Origin of the sequence: Pseudomonas sp. FGI182 (genome assembly GCF_000511325.1) — a bacterium.
Taxonomy (GTDB): domain Bacteria; phylum Pseudomonadota; class Gammaproteobacteria; order Pseudomonadales; family Pseudomonadaceae; genus Aquipseudomonas; species Aquipseudomonas putida_Z.
The window spans coordinates 216,056-233,381 of record NZ_CP007012.1 but is presented as its reverse complement, the minus strand read 5'-3'; the positions used below and the strand labels follow the sequence as shown (position 1 = coordinate 233,381).

General features: G+C 64.2%; 12 protein-coding genes. 5 read left to right on the top strand and 7 right to left on the bottom strand.

The window, feature by feature from the left end:
• Window position 1: 1 nt before the first annotated feature.
• Window positions 2-1,111: a methionine ABC transporter ATP-binding protein gene (locus C163_RS01005; protein WP_025337312.1), complete on the top strand. Its 1,110-nt coding sequence runs from the start codon at window positions 2-4 to the stop codon at window positions 1,109-1,111.
• The gene (locus tag C163_RS01000; protein WP_025337311.1) at window positions 1,101-1,745 is read left to right on the top strand and encodes a methionine ABC transporter permease; all 645 of its coding nucleotides are present in this window, start codon (window positions 1,101-1,103) and stop codon (window positions 1,743-1,745) included. The genes C163_RS01005 and C163_RS01000 overlap by 11 nt, the downstream gene beginning before the upstream one ends.
• A gap of 291 nt (window positions 1,746-2,036) precedes the next feature.
• Here the strand turns inward: C163_RS01000 and dibA are convergent, their stop codons facing one another.
• A complete protein-coding gene (gene dibA, locus C163_RS00995; protein ID WP_025337310.1) occupies window positions 2,037-3,932 on the bottom strand; it encodes a phosphodiesterase DibA in 1,896 nt (631 codons plus the stop codon).
• 146 nt (window positions 3,933-4,078) lie between these two features.
• Here dibA and desA point away from each other — a divergent pair, with 146 nt between their 5' ends.
• A complete protein-coding gene (gene desA, locus C163_RS00990; RefSeq protein WP_025337309.1) occupies window positions 4,079-5,263 on the top strand; it encodes a delta-9 fatty acid desaturase DesA in 1,185 nt (394 codons plus the stop codon).
• Window positions 5,264-5,363: 100 nt separating this feature from the next.
• The gene (locus tag C163_RS00985) at window positions 5,364-6,392 is read left to right on the top strand and encodes a sensor domain-containing diguanylate cyclase (protein ID WP_025337308.1); all 1,029 of its coding nucleotides are present in this window, start codon (window positions 5,364-5,366) and stop codon (window positions 6,390-6,392) included.
• A gap of 115 nt (window positions 6,393-6,507) precedes the next feature.
• On the opposite strand, the gene C163_RS00980 is transcribed toward C163_RS00985, so the two are convergent.
• From C163_RS00980 to C163_RS00960, 5 genes are all read right to left on the bottom strand, one after another.
• On the bottom strand, window positions 6,508-7,770 hold the full coding sequence (locus C163_RS00980; protein WP_025337307.1) for a response regulator: 1,263 nt from the start codon (window positions 7,768-7,770) through the stop codon (window positions 6,508-6,510).
• Between the two features lie 136 nt (window positions 7,771-7,906).
• Complete coding sequence (gabT, locus tag C163_RS00975) at window positions 7,907-9,184, bottom strand: 4-aminobutyrate--2-oxoglutarate transaminase (protein WP_003255866.1); 1,278 nt, start codon at window positions 9,182-9,184, stop codon at window positions 7,907-7,909.
• 183 nt (window positions 9,185-9,367) lie between these two features.
• The gene (gene gabD, locus C163_RS00970; protein WP_015268576.1) at window positions 9,368-10,810 is read right to left on the bottom strand and encodes an NADP-dependent succinate-semialdehyde dehydrogenase; all 1,443 of its coding nucleotides are present in this window, start codon (window positions 10,808-10,810) and stop codon (window positions 9,368-9,370) included.
• Between the two features lie 338 nt (window positions 10,811-11,148).
• Window positions 11,149-12,825 carry an aryl-sulfate sulfotransferase gene (locus tag C163_RS00965; RefSeq protein WP_025337306.1) on the bottom strand — a complete coding sequence of 559 codons (1,677 nt, stop codon included), beginning with the start codon at window positions 12,823-12,825 and terminating at the stop codon, window positions 11,149-11,151.
• Window positions 12,826-12,842: 17 nt separating this feature from the next.
• A complete protein-coding gene (locus C163_RS00960; RefSeq protein WP_371257954.1) occupies window positions 12,843-15,215 on the bottom strand; it encodes a TonB-dependent receptor in 2,373 nt (790 codons plus the stop codon).
• Window positions 15,216-15,371: 156 nt separating this feature from the next.
• Between C163_RS00960 and C163_RS00955 the strand changes: the two genes are divergently transcribed.
• On the top strand, window positions 15,372-16,286 hold the full coding sequence (locus tag C163_RS00955; RefSeq protein ID WP_025337304.1) for a LysR family transcriptional regulator: 915 nt from the start codon (window positions 15,372-15,374) through the stop codon (window positions 16,284-16,286).
• 114 nt (window positions 16,287-16,400) lie between these two features.
• On the opposite strand, the gene C163_RS00950 is transcribed toward C163_RS00955, so the two are convergent.
• Complete coding sequence (locus C163_RS00950; RefSeq protein WP_025337303.1) at window positions 16,401-17,306, bottom strand: TauD/TfdA family dioxygenase; 906 nt, start codon at window positions 17,304-17,306, stop codon at window positions 16,401-16,403.
• Window positions 17,307-17,326: the final 20 nt, after the last annotated feature.

The following is a 17,326-nucleotide window of genomic DNA, read 5'->3' as shown; positions in this document are numbered from 1 at the left end:
CATGAGCCAGGCCAGCGCGCTCCGGGCGCCCACCGCACAACCACTGCCGCCAACGGCCAGGGAGCAGGCCTTGCGCCCGGAGGTCAATGAAGCCCATGTGCGCTTCATCGGCCTGGGCAAGACCTACCCGGGCCAGGCGCAACCGGCCTTGCAAGGCATCGACCTGAACATCCGCCATGGCGAGATCTTCGGCATCATCGGCCGCAGCGGCGCCGGCAAGTCATCGCTGTTGCGTACTATCAACCGCCTGGAGCAACCCAGCCAGGGCCGGGTGCTGATCGACCAGGTAGACATCGCGCCCTTCGACGAGGACCACCTGGTAGCCCTGCGCCGGCGTATCGGCATGATCTTCCAGCACTTCAACCTGATGTCGGCCAAGACCGTGTGGCAGAACGTCGAGCTGCCCCTGAAGGTGGCCGGCGTGGCCAAGGCCGAACGCCAGCGCAAGGTGCGCGAACTGCTGGAGCTGGTCGGCCTGCAGGAAAAGCACCACGTGTACCCGGCGCAGCTGTCCGGCGGGCAGAAGCAGCGCGTGGGTATTGCCCGGGCGCTGGTGCATGACCCCGAGATCCTGCTGTGCGACGAGGCCACCTCGGCGCTGGACCCTGAAACCACCGCTTCCATTCTCGAACTGTTGCGCGACATCAACCAGCGCCTGGGCCTGACCATCGTGCTGATCACCCACGAAATGGCGGTAATCCGCGATATCTGCCACCGGGTGGTGGTGCTGGAACGTGGAGAAGTGGTCGAGCAGGGTGAGGTCTGGCGGGTGTTTGGCTCACCACGCCACGAGGTCACCCGTACCCTGCTGGCGCCGTTGCAAGCCAGGTTGCCAGCCGCGCTGCAAGCCAGCCTGCGGGCCAGCCCGGCAAGCCGCGACAGTGCCGTGGTGCTGAGGCTGACCCTGCTCGGCGAGCCCGAACTGTCTGCCCTGTTCAACGACCTTGGCGGCCGCGTGCGCCTGCTGCAGGGCGGTGTGGAAACCATTGGCGAGCATGCCCTGGGGCAGCTGATCCTGTCGGTGCAGCACTCGCCGCACGACACCCATCAATTGCTGGAACGCGCCCGCCGCTGGGCCGAGGATGTGGAGGTACTGGGCCATGTGGTTTGATCGCCTGCTGGAAGGCTTGCTCGATACCCTGCTGATGGTCGGCGTGTCGTCGCTGATCGCCCTGCTGATGGGGGTACCGATGGCGGTGCTGCTGGTCACCAGCGACAAAGGCGGGATCTTCGAGGCGCCGCTGCTGAACCGGGTGCTGGGTGCCTTCGTCAACCTGTTCCGCTCGATACCGTTCCTGATCCTGATGGTCGCGCTGATCCCCTTCACCCGCCTGGTGGTGGGTACCACCTATGGCGTGTGGGCGGCGGTGGTGCCACTGACCATTGCCGCCACGCCGTTCTTCGCGCGGATTGCCGAGGTCAGCCTGCGCGAAGTCGACCACGGCCTGGTGGAGGCTGCGCAGGCCATGGGCTGCCGACGCTGGCACATTGTCTGGCACGTGCTGCTGCCAGAGGCGCTGCCGGGGATTGTCGGGGGCTTCACCATTACCCTGGTGACCCTGATCAACTCCTCGGCCATGGCCGGAGCGATCGGTGCCGGGGGACTGGGGGACATCGCCTACCGCTATGGCTACCAGCGCTTCGACAGCCAGATCATGCTGACCGTGATTGCCATGCTGGTGGCGTTGGTGGCGTTGATCCAGCTGGGTGGAGACCGGTTGGCGAAAGGCTTGAACAAGCGCTGAATGCTTCGCGGGCACGCCCGCTCCCACAGGTACTGCACAGGGCTTGAATACAACGATATCCCTGTGGGAGATGGCCCAGCCCTTTGGGCTGCGCTGTCGCGCAGATAACTGAATTCGCAAGCGATCCTCATACACTGTGGGAGCGGCTTTAGCCGCGAAGAATCCAACGCGGTGCATGGCACCGGCTGCGCCGGTGTTCGCGGCTAAAGCCGCTCCCACAGGGTCCCTGCTGATTCAATGAGTTATGTGCAGTTCTATTCTATGGGAGCGGGCATGCCCGCGAAGGGGCCTTCAACCCCAGCGAAGATCCCCGGCAGGCACCGGCCGCCCGAACCAGTACCCCTGCCCCAGCTGACACAGCTCATGCAGCAGGAAACTGGCCTGCTCTGCCTGCTCGATGCCCTCGGCATGCACCTGCATGCCCATGCTGCGGGCCAGGGCGATGATCACCCGGACGATCGCGATGTCGTCCTCATCCAGCGGCAACCCGGCAACGAAGCCCTGGTCGATCTTCAGCTTCTGCACCGGCAAGCGCTTTAGCCGCAGCAGCGATGAATAACCGGTGCCGAAGTCGTCGATGGCCAGGGTGACCCCCAGCTCGCGCAGGCGATGCAACTGCTCCAGGGCCACCTCCGGGTCCTCCATCACCGCGCTCTCGGTCACCTCCAGCTCCAGCAAGGCCGGTGCCAGGCCGGTGTCGTGCAGTACCTCGGCCACCTGCTGGTACAGCTCGTGCTGGCCAAACAGGCGGCTGGAGATATTCACCGCCACGAACGCCAACTGCCGCCCTTCACCCTGCCATCGCACCATCTGCCGACACGCCTGGCGCAGTACCCAGGCGTCGATCTCGGCAATCAGCCCGGTACGCTCGGCAATCGGGATGAACTCGCCCGGCGGCACCAGGCCGCGCTGGGGGTGCTGCCAACGCACCAGGGCCTCGACGCCGACCTGGCGGCCGCTCGCCAGGTCGTGCACCGGCTGGTAGAACACCCGCAGCTCGTCCTGCTCCAGGGCCCGGCGCAGCTCGCCGGCGGTTTCAACCCGCTGCTGGGCGTGGGCAGTCAGCTCTTCGGTGTACAGCGCATAGCAGGCCCGCCCGTTGCTCTTGGCCTTGTACAACGCCGAGTCGGCATTGCGCAGCAGCTGCTCGGCACTCAAGGCATCGCTGGGGAACAGGCTGATGCCCACGCTGACACTGATGAACAGGCGGTGACCGTCGAACAGGAACGGCTCGCGCATGCGCTCGATGATGCCCTGCGCCAGCTTGCCCGCCTGGCCGACCTCATGGCAGTTTTCCGCCAGCACGCCAAATTCGTCGCCCCCAAGGCGCGCCAGGGTCACGCCGCTGCCCAGCACCTCACCCAGGCGCTCGCCCACCAGTTTCAGCAACTGGTCGCCAATGGTGTGGCCAAGGCCGTCGTTGATGCTCTGGAAGTGGTCCAGGTCCAGCAACAGCAGGGCACAACCACGCTTGTTGGCCTGGGCTGCCGCCAGGGCCTGCTCGACCCGGTCGTTGAACAGCAGGCGGTTGGGCAGGTCGGTCAGCGGGTCGTGGTGGGCCAGGTAGGCCAGTTCCTGTTCCGAATGCTTGATCGCGCTGATGTCGCTGAACACCGCCACGTAATGGCTGAGCTCGCCTTCATCGTCGCGGATGGCGCAAATGGTCTGCCACTGCGGGTAGATTTCACCACTCTTGCGCCGGTTCCAGATTTCGCCGCTCCACTCGCCCTTTTCCGCCAGGGTGGCGAATATCTGCTGGTAGAACGCCAGGCCATGGCGGCCCGACTTGAACTTGTTCGGGCGCTGGCCGATGACCTCGTCCTGCTGGTAGCCGGTGATGCGCATGAAGGCACGGTTGACGTGCACGATCAGGCCATGGCGGTCAGTCACCAGCACGCCTTCGAGGGTGCTGTCGAACACTGCCGCAGCCATGCGCAGGCGTTCACGGTCTTCACCACGCATACGCGCGCCAACACCGATGAAGTCGAGCAGCCGCACCCGCGACACATAGATCAGCAAGGCGCTCAGCAGCACCCAGACCACCACGTTGATCTGCCGGCCCACGGTCAGTGCCAGGGGATCCTCGGTCATGCTGTGCAACACCACCTCGGCCAGCGTCAGCCAGAGGATCGAGAGCACCACATACAGCGCAGCCATGCGCAAGGCGTCGCGAACGGAAACAGACATGTCGGGTGCAATTGCCCATAAAAAATGATGGGGCATTATAAAGGCTGAAACATGTCGTGACTTCCTATCTGAACGGGTGACTGTATTTATTTCCTGCCCAAGGGATAATCAGCCCCTCCTCCTGCATTCCGAGGGTATTTACACCTATGTGGTACAACGGCCTGCTCGACTTGTCGGCCTGGCAACTGGTCGGCATCACCCTGCTGATGACCCACGTGACCATCGTCAGCGTCACGGTCTACCTGCACCGCTATTCCGCGCACCGGGCCCTGGAGCTCAATGGCGCGCTCAAGCACTTCTTCCGTTTCTGGCTGTGGCTGACCACGGCGCAGAACACCCGCGAATGGACTGCCGTCCACCGCAAGCACCACGCCAAGTGCGAAACCCCCGACGACCCGCACAGCCCGCTGTACAAGGGCCTGGGCACGGTGCTGCGCAAGGGTGCCGAGCTTTACCGGGAAGAGGCGCGCAACCCCGAAACCCTGCGCATCTACGGCAAGAACTGCCCGGACGACTGGATCGAGCGCAACCTCTACTCGCGCTACAAGCTGGGCGGCATCGCGCTGATGGCGGTAATCGACCTGCTGCTGTTCGGCACCATCGGCATCACCATCTGGGCAGTGCAGATGATGTGGATTCCGTTCTGGGCCGCCGGTGTGGTCAACGGCTTGGGGCATGCCCTCGGCTACCGCAACTTCGAGTGCCGTGACGCCGCCACCAACCTGGTGCCGTGGGGCATCGTCATCGGTGGCGAAGAGCTGCACAACAACCACCACACCTACCCCAACTCGGCCAAGCTGTCGGTCAAACGCTGGGAGTTCGACATGGGTTGGGCGTGGATCCGCCTGTTCTGCCTGCTGCGCCTGGCCAAGGTGCAGCGCGTCGCGCCCATCGCCCACCGGGTGGCCGGCAAGGCCAGCCTGGACATGGACACCGCCATGGCCATCCTCAACAACCGTTTCCAGATCATGGCCCAGTACCGCAAGCTGGTGATCGGCCCGCTGGTCAAGCAGGAACTGGCCCGCGCCGATGCCTCGCTGCGCCACCACTTCCGCCGCGCCAAGCGCCTGCTGTCGCGCGAGACCAGCCTGCTGGAAGACCGCCACCATGTGCGCATCGAGTCGATGCTCGCCCACAGCCAGGCGCTGAAGACCATCTACGAAAAACGCCTGGCCCTGCAGCAGATCTGGGCGCGCACCAGCGCCAACGGCCACGACATGCTGGCCGCCATGAAGGACTGGGTACACGAGGCGGAAACCAGCGGCATCCATGCCCTGCGCGACTTCGCGGCACAGCTCAAGACCTACTCCCTGCGCCCGACCGGCGCCTGACCGCCGTTGATCGGCACGCCCCTTTGGCGGGGCGTGCCGCCCGGAACTTCGCCCTCTCGTTTACACTCATATCTGGCACATCGCCCGCGTGGCGGGCCAGATGCTGGCCGCACGCTTTCACGCCGAGATCTGCTCCGTGCACATGGCCAAGAACATTCCAACGACACTGCCCGGCACCCCGCCTCCCGAAGCCGCCCAGACCTTGCTTGCGCTGCTCCACGCCCAGGGCGAGGTTGCCCGCCTGAGCGAGCGCGAACAGCTGTTCAGCTCGCTGCTCGATAGCGTCAACGCGGTGCTATGGGCCTTCGACTGGGAAACCCGTCAGGTGCTGTACGTCAGCCCCGCCTACGAGCGCATCTTCGGCCGCCCGGCCAGCCTGGTGCTGGCCGACTACAACGAGTGGCGCGACAGCATCTACCCCGATGACCTGGAGTTCGCCGAGCGCAGCCTGGCCCAGGTACTGCTCAAGGGCTCGGTGGAAGACCGCGAGTACCGCATCCTCAATGCCGACGGCCAGCTACGCTGGCTGAGCGACAAGTGCTACATCAACCAGCAACGCGATGGCGACCGGGTGATCATCGTCGGCATCGCTGAAGACATCACCGAGAAGAAGCAGCTCGAAGGTGAACTGCAGCGCCTGGCCACAATCGACGTGCTGACCCAGAGCAGCAACCGCCGGCACTTTTTTGAATGCGCCCAGCAAGCCTTCGACAGCGCCCGCGAAGACGGTACGCCACTGGCCTTCCTGCTGCTGGACATCGACGACTTCAAGCGCATCAACGACAGCTACGGTCACCAGGAAGGCGACCAGGTATTGCAGCAGATCGCCGACAGCGGCAAGGCCGTGCTACGCCGAGGTGACCTGTTCGGGCGCATTGGTGGCGAGGAGTTCGCGGCAGTGTTCCCCGGCTGTAGTGCCCAGGTCGCGGAGCAGATTGCCGAGCGCTTGCAGCGGCAGATCCAGCGGCTGAGTTTCAGCCATGGTGAGCAGACCTACGGGGTGACGGTGAGCCAGGGGGTGACCGGGCTGACTGACGAGGATGTGGCACTGGACAGCCTGTATGCCAGGGCCGATGCGGCGATGTACCAGGCCAAGCGACAGGGCAAGAACCAGATCGTCCGCGGCTGAGCCTTTGGGGGGGCTTTGCCCCCCTATCGCGACACAAGGCCGCTCCTACAGGCAACCGCGCACCCGTGTAGGAGCGGCCTTGTGTCGCGATGGGCCGCAAAGCGGCCCCAAGATCTCAGCCCGAAACTTCACCCTCAGCTAAAGGCGGTTCTTCCTGCTGCGGTTTCACCTCAGGGTTCTCCACCTTACGCAACCGCCTCAGTTCCGGCAGGCCAAGCTTGAGCAGCCGCGCAGTCTTGCTGCTGGCCACCTTCTCCAGCCCCTGCTCGGCCGGCAGCCGCGACAATTGCCCGGCCAGGTTCATGGCCAGGATCTCCCGCGAATACACCCCGCCGCCCAGCTGGTAGATCGCCGCGATCAACTCGCGCAACCCCAGCGGCAACCGCCAGCGCGTACGCAGCGCCGAGCCGAACGCCGCCCCGAACTCGTTGAGCGACAGCTGCACCTGGTCCTCATCCAGCTCGCCCCCAGCCAGCCGCCATTCCTGCAGGCAGCGCAGCACCGCCAGGTCGCCCAGGCAATGCAGCAATCCCGCGCAATAACAACGCCCTTCGTCCAGCTCGAGCATGCGTGCCAAGGTGCGGCCATATTCGGCAGCGTGCAGCGACAACTCCCAGTAACGGGCCGCATGCTCCGCAAGCAGCGGGTCACTGAGGCGCGCACTGCGCTTGAGGGTCATGCCCAGGATCAGGTTCATGCTCTGGGTGCTGCCAAGCTTGTTCAAGGCCTGCAGCAACGTTTGCACCGGTGCTTCGCGGTGCAGCGCTGCGCTGTTGGCCGCAGCGATCAGCACGGCGGTGATCTGCGGGTCGCCCTGCACTTCCTCTTCGAGCACTCTCAGGTTCAGGCCCTGGGGGTTGAGCGCGCGCTTGATCGCCACCTGCACATCGGCCAGCAGCGGCCCGCCATCGGCGGTAGCGCGACGCTGTTCGAGGTAGGCCGGCAGGCTGGCACCAGCCTGCAAGGCTGGCACCGGGCAGGCGATCTCTTCGCCAACCGCCAGCAGCAATTCTTCCAGGCGCTTGCGCAGGGTGTCCAGGTTCAGCGGCTTGCTCAGGTAGGCCGTGGGGTGCAAGGGCAGTGCTTCGCGCACACTGGCACTGTCGCTGCGGTTGCTCATGAGAATGAACGGCAACCCCGAACCTTTGGCGCGCACCTTGCGCAACAAGTCGAGGCCATCGACACCGGCCAGTTCGCGCGCGGCGATGATCAGGTCGGGTTTGCTGGACAGCGCACTCAAGGCCTGCGAGCCGTCGGCGCAGACCTGCAGGCGGGCATCACAGCGCACGCTCAACAGCATTTCGCTGAGCATGTCGCGTACCCAGGGGTCGCCCTCGACAATCAGTACACTTGGTGGGGTGGGGTCTGCAGCGTTCATCGCCAACTCCTGAATAGCCCTGACACACAGTCCGTCGCAGCTTCCTGAGCAAATCCTCCGACAACGATAGCGCCCCAAGGCTTTCGTGGGCACAAAAAAAACCCGCCGAAGCGGGTTTTTTCTGAAGCACGTCACATCAGGCGATTTCAGCGAAGCACTCTTCGATGATAGCCAGGCCTTTGTCCAGCAGAGCGTCTTCGGCGGTCAGCGGAACCAGGATACGCAGGACGTTGCCGTAGGTGCCGCAGGACAGCAGGATCAGGCCCTTCTCGCGAGCCTTGGCGACAACCTGGCCAACGGCAGCAGCGTTCGGGGTGTGAGTGCCTTTCTCGAAGACTTCGACAGCGATCATCGAGCCCAAACCACGGACGTCGCCGATGATCGGGTACTTCTTCTGGATTTCGCGCAGGCCAGCGGTCAGGCGCTCACCCACAGCTTTGCTGCGGTCCAGCAGTTTCTCTTCCTCGAACACTTCGATCACGGCCAGGGCCGCGGCGCAAGCGATCGGCGAACCGGCGTAGGTGCCGCCCAGGCCGCCAGGAGCGATGGCGTCCATGTACTCGGCCTTGCCGCACACACCGGCCAGCGGGAAGCCGCCAGCGATGGATTTGGCGAAGGTGGTCAGGTCAGGCGCAACGCCCATCTGTTCCATGGCGAAGAAGGTGCCAGTGCGGCCAGCGCCGGTCTGTACTTCGTCGGCGATCAGCAGGATGCCGTGCTGGTCGCACAGGGCGCGCAGGCGCTTCATCAGCTCTTTCGGCGCTGGCAGGAAGCCGCCTTCGCCTTGTACCGGCTCGAGGATGATCGCGGCGATGTCGCGCGGCTCGGCGTCGTTCTTGAAGATGCGCTCGACCGAGGCGATGGCGTCGTCAACGCTGATGCCGTGCAGTTCGCTCGGGAACAGGGCGCGGAAGATGCCACCTGGCATCAGGCCCATGCCAGCGGAGTACGGCACGACCTTGCCGGTCAGGCCCAGGGTCATCATGGTACGGCCGTGGTAGCCGCCGGTGAAGGCGATGACGCCAGCGCGGCCAGTGGCGGCACGGGCGATCTTGACGGCGTTTTCAACGGCTTCGGAGCCGGTGGTGACCAGCAGGGTCTTCTTGTCGAAGTCGCCTGGGACCAGCTTGTTGATCTTTTCGCACAGCTCTACATAAGGTTCGTAGGCCAGCACCTGGAAGCAGGTGTGGCTGACCTTGGTCAGCTGCTCTTGCACGGCCGCAACCACTTTCGGGTGCAGGTGGCCGGTGTTCAGTACTGCGATGCCGCCGGCGAAGTCGATCAGTTCGCGGCCTTCAACGTCGATCACGGTCGAGTTCTTCGCGGTATCGACGAAGATCGGGTGGATCTGGCCAACGCCACGTGGGACGGCGGCGACACGACGTTGCATCAAGGATTCGTTGGTCTTGCTCATAATGCCCTCATTGCGCCGGTCTGGAGTGGCGCTTTTATTCGGGGGTGGCTGGGAGTGCTCGCGAACAGTATTCGTTGATCGACTGCCGTGAACGCCCTGGCCACCAGGTACTGCGATGTAAAAAAGGCCAGCGAGACGTCGCTCTCGCGCCCCGCTGGCAGAGGTAAAGCCGTTACCGTGCTATCAGACGCTGATGCACAGGTATTTGATTTCGAGGTAGTCCTCGATACCGTACTTGGAACCTTCGCGGCCCAGGCCCGAAGCCTTGATGCCACCGAACGGTGCCACTTCGTTGGAGATCAGGCCGGTGTTGATACCTACCATGCCGTATTCCAGGGCTTCGGCAACACGGAACACACGGCTCATGTCGCGGGCGTAGAAGTACGAGGCCAGGCCGAACTCGGTGTCGTTGGACATGGCGATGACTTCGGCCTCGTCCTTGAAGCGGAACAGCGGCGCCAGCGGGCCGAAGGTCTCTTCCTTGGCGACGGCAGCGGTCTTCGGTACGTCGACCAGAATGGTCGGCTCGAAGAAGTTGCCTTCGATGATCTTGCCACCGGACAGTACCTTGGCGCCTTTGCCAACGGCGTCTTCGATGTGTTCCTGGACCTTGGCGACAGCCTTGCCGTCGATCAGCGGGCCAGTGGTGGTGCCTTCTTCCAGGCCGTTACCGATCTTCAGCTTGGCAACAGCGGCGGCCAGCTTCTGGGCGAACGCGTCGTAGACGCCGTCCTGCACGTAGATACGGTTGGCGCAGACGCAGGTCTGGCCGTTGTTGCGGTACTTGGAGATGATCGCGCCCTCGACCGCCTTGTCCAGGTCGGCGTCGTCGAACACGATGAACGGGGCGTTGCCACCCAGCTCCAGGGAAACCTTCTTGATGTCCTTGGCGCATTCTTCCATCAGCTGGCGACCGATTTCGGTCGAGCCGGTGAAGGACAGCTTGCGGACCAGGGAGTTGCCGGTCAGTTCACCGCCAACTTCGCCAGCGCTGCCGGTAACCACGCTCAGCACGCCAGCCGGGATGCCGGCACGGTGGGCCAGCTCGACCAGGGCCAGGGCGGAGTACGGGGTCTGCGAGGCAGGCTTGAGCACCATGGTGCAGCCAGCGGCCAGGGCCGGGCCGGCTTTGCGGGTGATCATGGCGGCCGGGAAGTTCCACGGGGTGATGGCCGCGGTAACGCCGATTGGCTGCTTGATGACGATCAGGCGCTTGTCTGGCTGGTGGCCCGGGATGGTGTCACCGTAGACGCGCTTGGCTTCTTCGGCGAACCACTCGATGAACGAGGCAGCGTAGGCGATTTCGCCCTTGGCTTCGGCCAGCGGCTTGCCTTGTTCGGTGGTCATCAGGCGAGCCAGGTCGTCCTGGTTCTCGATCATCAGTTCGAACCAGCGACGCAGCTTGGCCGAACGCTCCTTGGCGGTCAGGGCACGCCAGGCCGGCAGAGCCTTGTCGGCGGCTTCGATGGCGCGGCGGGTTTCCGCGGTGCCCATCTTCGGCACGGTACCGATGACTTCACCAGTGGCCGGGTTGGTGACCTTGATGGTCTGGCCGTTGTCCGCATCCAGCCACTCACCATTGATGTAGGCTTGCTGGCGGAACAACTGAGCGTCTTTGAGCTGCATGTCGGCTTCCCGAATTGTTGATTGTTGAAAAGCGCCCAAGGCAGGGCATCGAGCGTTTGAAATCTCAAACGAATGCTAAGCGGCTGCTGGGGTGTTGGACAATAGGCTGTTCGAAAAAAAGAACGAATGGTTGAACACCCTGGCGGAAATTTCATCATTTGCATAATGGCAATGGGCCTCTTCGCGGGCACGCCCGCTCCCACAGGTACCTCACCGGTTTCGATCTCGGTGCAGTACCTGTGGGAGCGGGCGTGCCCGCGAAGAGGCCAGTACAGGTTAGACGAACGAGCTGAAGGAAATGTGATGGGAGGACCGACGGCCCTCCCGGAAGGGATGGGTCAGAAGGCCTTGGCCAGGTCGATCACCAGGGCTCGGTAACCCACGCTGCCCGGCTGCCGGCTGTGCACCTTCAGCTCTACCAGCACCTCCTGGGTCCCGCGCCGCACCTCGTTGAGCACGGTGGTGGTCAGTTTCTCCGGGGTCAGGAAGTTCACCGAGGCCGAGTAGATGAACTGGGTGTCGGTCTCCGGCCGGTAGGCCACCACCGAGGTCACCGGGCTGTACCACTCGTCACCGCGCTCCTTGCCATATTCCCACACCTGTTCGACCGTGCCCTTGGCCTCGTCGATGCGGTACTCCACCGCCCGGCTGTAGTTGCCGGTCAGCCTGGTCGGCGCAAAGTCGCGGCCCCAGCCGTTGTCGAACACGGTCAGCGTGCCTTTGCCGGTCAGCCAGGCGGTGTGCTGGGTCCACGACCAGTCGAAGCCTTCGCTCGCCACCGGCTTCAGCACTTTCTCGCGCAGACGCTCAGGCCAGCCTTGGGGCGAGGCGAGAATCCACTTCACCTGCTTGTCGCGGCCGATCTTCACCACGCCCTGGTGCCGTGCTGAAACGATGATGCTGTCGTCATCGGCGTCGTAGTCGATGGCATTGACGTGCGCCCAGTTACGCCCGGTGCCCACCCCCGGGGTGTCACCAAAGGGCAGGTCACCCTCGGCCAGTTCATTGGCCAGCCGCTCGTCCTGTTTCTGCACCCCGGCCGGCAACTGGATGGCTGCCTTGCCCAGGGTTTCCAGCAGGTCGCCACGGTACGGGTCGAGGATCTGGTTGAGGTCCCAGAAGTCCAGCACGTCACCGGCCTCGTCGACCTCGATGATGTGGTCGCGGATCGAGCGCACGCGCTTGCCGTCGGGCCGGCGATAGTCGCTGGTGCCCACCCGCAGCAGGTAGGTGCCATTGGCGGTCTCGCGGATTTCATGGGAGAAGTCGGCGAACTTGTCGGGCAGGCTGCGCTGCCAGATGCGCCGGCCCAGCAGGTCGTACTTGGAGTAGGTCTGGCCCTGCCCCCAGATCAGCTTGCCGTCGCGGGTCTGCTGGAAGCCCATGGTGCCGCCCAGGCCATCGCGGCGGTTGGAGTCGTGGATCTGCTCGATGTCCAGGTACCAGCGCACATCGCCATTGCTGTCGGCGATCCAGTTGTTGCCCACCTGGTCCCATTCCGCCGCACCGCCGAGGGCATTCCACTTGAAGGCGCGCCCGCCCGGGATGTCCCCCTGCAGGTGGTTGAACAGGTACAGGCGCTGTTCAAAACCTGGCGCTACCTTGACTGGCTGCACTTCAGGCAAGGCGGCGGTCTGCCTGGCCACCACCGGCAGACGCACGGCCGGGGCGTAGATCTGGTACTGCTCGCGGATGCGCTCGCCGTCGAGCTTGTAGGTCACTTCCACTTGGTTGACGTGATCCGGGTACAGGCCGAATACCGGGATGCCGCCATAGGTCCACAACGAACGGTCGGACACCTCGTAGGCGATGTCCACACCGCGCTCGCCCCGCCCCAGCACGCGCACGTGCGCGGCACTCAGGCTGCGCCCACCGTCGCGAATGATCGCGGTCAGCGGCGCCAGGCGATACGGGTTGACCACCACGTCGCCGAGCAGCGCCTCGTCACGTTCGGGAACCTTGGCGGTCAGGCAGGCGCCTTCAGGCAATGCAGGGGTTTCGGTCTTGGCATTCATGGCATAGCTCCTTGTGCTCAGAAGTCGTAACGGGCGGTGGCGCCGAAAGTGCGCGGGGTGCCGAGCACGCCGGCATAGCCACCGTTGGCGGAGTTCCACAGGCTGGTGAAGTAGGTCTTGTCACCGGCGTTCTTCACCCACAACGACAGGTCGACCACGCCGTCGCCCTGGTCCAGGCGCACACCGGCGGAAAGGTTGACCAGCGCGTAGCTGGGGATCTGGCCGAAATCGGAATCGTCGATGGTGCCCACCGCCTTGGAGCGGAAGGCGTAGCTGGCGGTGACGTAGGGTTCGATGTGCTCGCTGGCCTGCCACTTGTACTGGGTGTTGAGGTTGGCGATGTACTTGGAGGCGCCGACCACCTGGTGGCCGGACAAATCGCAGGTGGCAGTGGCATTGGCCAGGCTCACTTCCGGCGGGCATGGGGCGTCCTTGTACTCGGTGTAGCGCACGTCGTTCCACGAGCCGTTGAAGTTGACCGTGAGGCCGCGCAGCGGCAGCGCCGTGGCTTCGAACTCCAGGCCACGCGAGCGCACGCGGCCGGCGTTGGCCAGGTACTGCACGCGGTTGATCTGGTCGTAGACGTTGGCCTGGTAGCCATGCACTTCGGCCCAGAACAGGTTGGTATTGAGCTGCAGGCGGTCGTCGAACAGCGAGCTTTTCAAGCCGAGTTCGGCGTTGTTAACCCGCTCGGTGCCGACCAGCAGCGAGTCGGTGCCCAGCCGTGGCGCAGCGCCAACGGTAAGGTTGATGCCGCCAGACTTCTCGCCGTGGGTCAGGGTGGCGTAGCCCAGCAATTGCTCGTTGAAGCGGTAGCTCAGGCCCAGCAGGCCAGAGGGGCTGAAGCTGTACTGGTTGAGGTCGCCTGAATCGTAGGCGCCTACCCGGCCCTGGCGTGCTGCTGCGGCGGCCCCGGTTACTGCCGCACCGCCGGTTGGTGCATCGCGGGTCACCCAGGCGCTCTTTTCTTCATAGGTGCCGCGAACGCCGGCGGTGAAGTCCAGGCGGTCGGTGATGTGCCAGGTGCCTTGGGCGAACAGCGCGTAGCTGTCCGTGTCGATGTGCCCGTTGCCAATGGTGTCGACGTTGGCCAGGGCGCCGGCCGGGGTGAGGTTCCAGATGTCCGCCTGCGGCCCGTAGAAAGTGAAGGATTTGTTGTCCAGGTCCTGCTTGAAGTAGTACGCACCCAGCACGTAGTCGAAGGCACCACCGGTGGGCGAAGCCAGGCGGATTTCCTGCGAGTACTGCTTGTCGCGCACCGACACCCCGGCGCTGTAGAACACCGGCACGTTGAGGCCGTCGTCGTTGCGCGGGGTGAAGTCCCACCAGCGGTAGGCGGTGATCGAGGTCAGGGTGAAGTCGTTGGGCAGGGTCCAGTTGGCCTCCACCGAGGTACCGCCCTGGAACACCGTCACCTGCTGGTCGGCGTCGAAGTTGACCTTGCGGTGCTTGCCCGACACCAACGTCGCGCCGGCCTGGGCGGCCAGGCTTTCGTAGCGGTTGACGCCATTGATGGTAGGGCCGGTGCTGTACAGGCTGAGGATGCCGTTGTCGGAGTCTTCTTCGTTGTATTCGCCGATCCAGCGCAGGTTGAAGGTTTCGCTCGGTTTGAACAGCAGCTGGGTACGAAAACCTTGGCGCTTGCCGCCGTTGAGGTCGTCGCCGTTGTGGATGTTCTTCACATAGCCGTCGTCTTCGGTGCGATAGGCGCTGATGCGCCCGGCCAGAGTGTCGCTGATCGGCCCCGAGAAGCTGCCTTGGGTTTGCAGGTAGCCGTCTTCACCAATCGACTGCTGGATGCTGCCCTCGCGGTGGAAGGTGGGCTTGCGCGTGGTGATGTTGAGCACGCCGGCGGTGGTGTTCTTGCCGAACAGCGTACCTTGCGGGCCGCGCAGCACCTCCAGTTGCTCCACGTCCAGCAGGTCGAACACCGCCATGCCGGGGCGGCCGAGGTAGACGTTGTCCAGGTAGATGCCGACGCTGCCTTCCAGGCCATCGCTGGCGGGGTTGTTGCCCAGGCCACGGATCGAAATGCTCGACTGGCGGGCATGAACGTAGGCGACGTTGGTGCTGGGTACCAGTTGCTGCAGGTCCTGCACGCGGTAGATGCGTTGGCTTTCCAGGGTTTCGCTGTCGAGCACGCTGATCGGCGTGGGCACGCTTTGCGCGGTTTCTTCGCGGCGGCGGGCATTGACCGTGACAGTGCCGAGCTTGGCTTCCTGCTCCACCGCCGGGGTGGCAGTGACCGGCTCTTCGGCGAAGCTGGCAGAGGACGCCGCCAGCAGCACGCCGGCAGCCAAGGGTTGCAAGGTGAAACGCGACGCGCGCGCAGGCCAACGGGAAACTCCGGACATGCAAATGCTCCTTGAGGCATGGGCCCTGGCGAGCATTTCCGTTGGCGGAACCGAATCGCGGTCAGTCGGGCTTATATTCTTTTAGGTGATATAAATATTTGTAAATCATATTTTGTGGAATAAGTGACTCCCTTTATAAGGGGGCTAACCCTTGTCAGCAATTGCATTCGACCGAAAGTTTCAATGTAAAAAATGCATATCGATCTCCGTCAGCTGCGCCACTACATTGCCCTTGTCGAGCACCGCAGCTTCGTTGCTGCGGCGGCTGCGGTGAACCTGTCGCAATCAGCGTTCAGCCGCAGCATCCAGACCCTCGAGCACAACATCGGCTGCCGCCTGGTGGACCGCGCCAGCAAGGAGCTGGCGCCGACTCGCCAGGGCCTGCTGGTGCTGGAGCATTCGCGGCGGCTGGTGCATGGGGCGCACAACCTGGTCAACGAGATCCACCAGTTCAACGGTGCCACTACCGGCGTGGTGCGCTTCGGCTCCGGCCCAGCGCCAGCAGGGGGGTTGGTACCGCGGGCGGTGGCACGCTTCGTCGCCGAATACCCCGCGGCGCGTACCTGCTTCCAGGTGGATAACTGGCAGGCGCTGAACCGCAAGATGGTTGCCGAGGAGATCGAGTTCTTCGTCGCTGACACCCGCCAGTTCGAGTCCGACCCGGACTACCAGGTGCACAAGCTGACGCCGCAGCGCTGGCATTTCTGCTGCCGCGTCGGGCACCCGTTGACCGAGCGCGAGAGCGTGCGGGCGCGCGACCTGTTCGACTACCCCCTGGCCACCACCTTCCGCCCGCCGAACATCCGCAAGATCCTCAGCGACCTCAGCGGGCGACAGGATTTTCTGCCGACGGTGGAGTGCGAGCATGGCTATGCACTGCTGAATGTGGTGATGCATTCGGACACCATCGGCATTGCCTGCAATGCCAACTTGCGGCCGTATCAGCGTGACGGGGGATTGGTGGCATTGCAGCTGGCCGACCTGACGGTGGAGCAGGAAGAAGCGTTCTATACCCGTTATGGGGTGGTGAGCCGGGTGGGGTATGGGCTATCGCCGTTGGCTCAGGGGCTGGTCAGACAATTGATTGCCTGTGATACCGAGTTGTAGCTGGCGGGGGCTTTGCCCCCGTTTCGCGACACAAGGCCGCTCCTACAAGGGTATGCGATCGCCTGTAGGAGCGGCCTTGTGTCGCGAAAGGGCCGCAAAGCGGCCCCGGCGATATCAGCCTTTACGCGTAGTGCGGCTGAGTTGCCCATCCACCCCGACCGGCACCTCACCCGCCAGGGTCACCCGCCGCACCACCCGCGGCTGGGTCCCGTAATCATCCACCGCATAATGCTGCGTCGCGCGGTTATCCCAGATGGCCACGTCCCCCGCCTGCCAGCGCCAGCGAACAGTGTTCTCCAGGCGCGTCACATGCCCTTGCAGCACCGCGAACAGGTGCTGCGAATCCGCCAGCGAATAACCTTTGATGCGCTTCACGAAGTGCCCCAGCTGCAGCACCCGCTCGCCACTGATCGGATGCACGCGCACCACCGGGTGCTCGGTCTCGTACACCGTCGAGGTGAACACTTTGCGATAGCGCTCCAGCTTGGCGGGGTCCACATCGGGCTTCACGCTGGCGTAGTCGTATTCGTTGCTGTGCACCGCCCACAGTTTGTCGGCCAGCTCGCGCAGCGGCTCGGGCAGCTCCTGGTAGGCCGTGGCGGTGTTGGCCCACACGGTGTCGCCACCGGATGCCGGTGCCACCACGCTGCGCAGGATCGAGGCTTTGGGGTAGGCGTCGACGAAGGTCACGTCGGTGTGCCAGGAGTTGGCCCGCTGGCCTTCGGCACCATCGAGCTGCAACAGGTAGCTGGTGCCATCCACCACCGGCACGGTGGGGTGGGCGACCGGCTCACCGAGCAACTTGGCGAAGGCTTCCTGGCTTTGGTCATCCAGGTGGGTCTGGCCACGGAAGAAGATCACCTTGTGCTTCACCAGCGCGGCCTGGATGGCGTCGAGGGTGGCGGCATCAAGGTCGGCGGACAATTGCACCCCGCGAATTTCGGCACCAATGCGGCCGGCAACCGGGTGGATGTCGAGTTCGAGGGTTTGTGGCGCGGTGGCCAGGGCGGCGTTGCTCATGGTCGTGTCCTTGCGGTCAT

Bases quoted from the DNA above. Each gene is read 5' to 3' on its own strand.
- C163_RS01005 (WP_025337312.1), top strand. From the start codon at position 2: ATGAGCCAGGCCAGCGCGCTCCGGGCGCCCACCGCACAACCACTGCCG.
- C163_RS01000 (WP_025337311.1), top strand. From the start codon at position 1,101: ATGTGGTTTGATCGCCTGCTGGAAGGCTTGCTCGATACCCTGCTGATG.
- dibA (WP_025337310.1), bottom strand. From the start codon at position 3,932: ATGTCTGTTTCCGTTCGCGACGCCTTGCGCATGGCTGCGCTGTATGTG.
- desA (WP_025337309.1), top strand. From the start codon at position 4,079: ATGTGGTACAACGGCCTGCTCGACTTGTCGGCCTGGCAACTGGTCGGC.
- C163_RS00985 (WP_025337308.1), top strand. From the start codon at position 5,364: ATGCTGGCCGCACGCTTTCACGCCGAGATCTGCTCCGTGCACATGGCC.
- C163_RS00980 (WP_025337307.1), bottom strand. From the start codon at position 7,770: ATGAACGCTGCAGACCCCACCCCACCAAGTGTACTGATTGTCGAGGGC.
- gabT (WP_003255866.1), bottom strand. From the start codon at position 9,184: ATGAGCAAGACCAACGAATCCTTGATGCAACGTCGTGTCGCCGCCGTC.
- gabD (WP_015268576.1), bottom strand. From the start codon at position 10,810: ATGCAGCTCAAAGACGCTCAGTTGTTCCGCCAGCAAGCCTACATCAAT.
- C163_RS00965 (WP_025337306.1), bottom strand. From the start codon at position 12,825: ATGAATGCCAAGACCGAAACCCCTGCATTGCCTGAAGGCGCCTGCCTG.
- C163_RS00960 (WP_371257954.1), bottom strand. From the start codon at position 15,215: ATGCTCGCCAGGGCCCATGCCTCAAGGAGCATTTGCATGTCCGGAGTT.
- C163_RS00955 (WP_025337304.1), top strand. From the start codon at position 15,372: ATGCATATCGATCTCCGTCAGCTGCGCCACTACATTGCCCTTGTCGAG.
- C163_RS00950 (WP_025337303.1), bottom strand. From the start codon at position 17,306: ATGAGCAACGCCGCCCTGGCCACCGCGCCACAAACCCTCGAACTCGAC.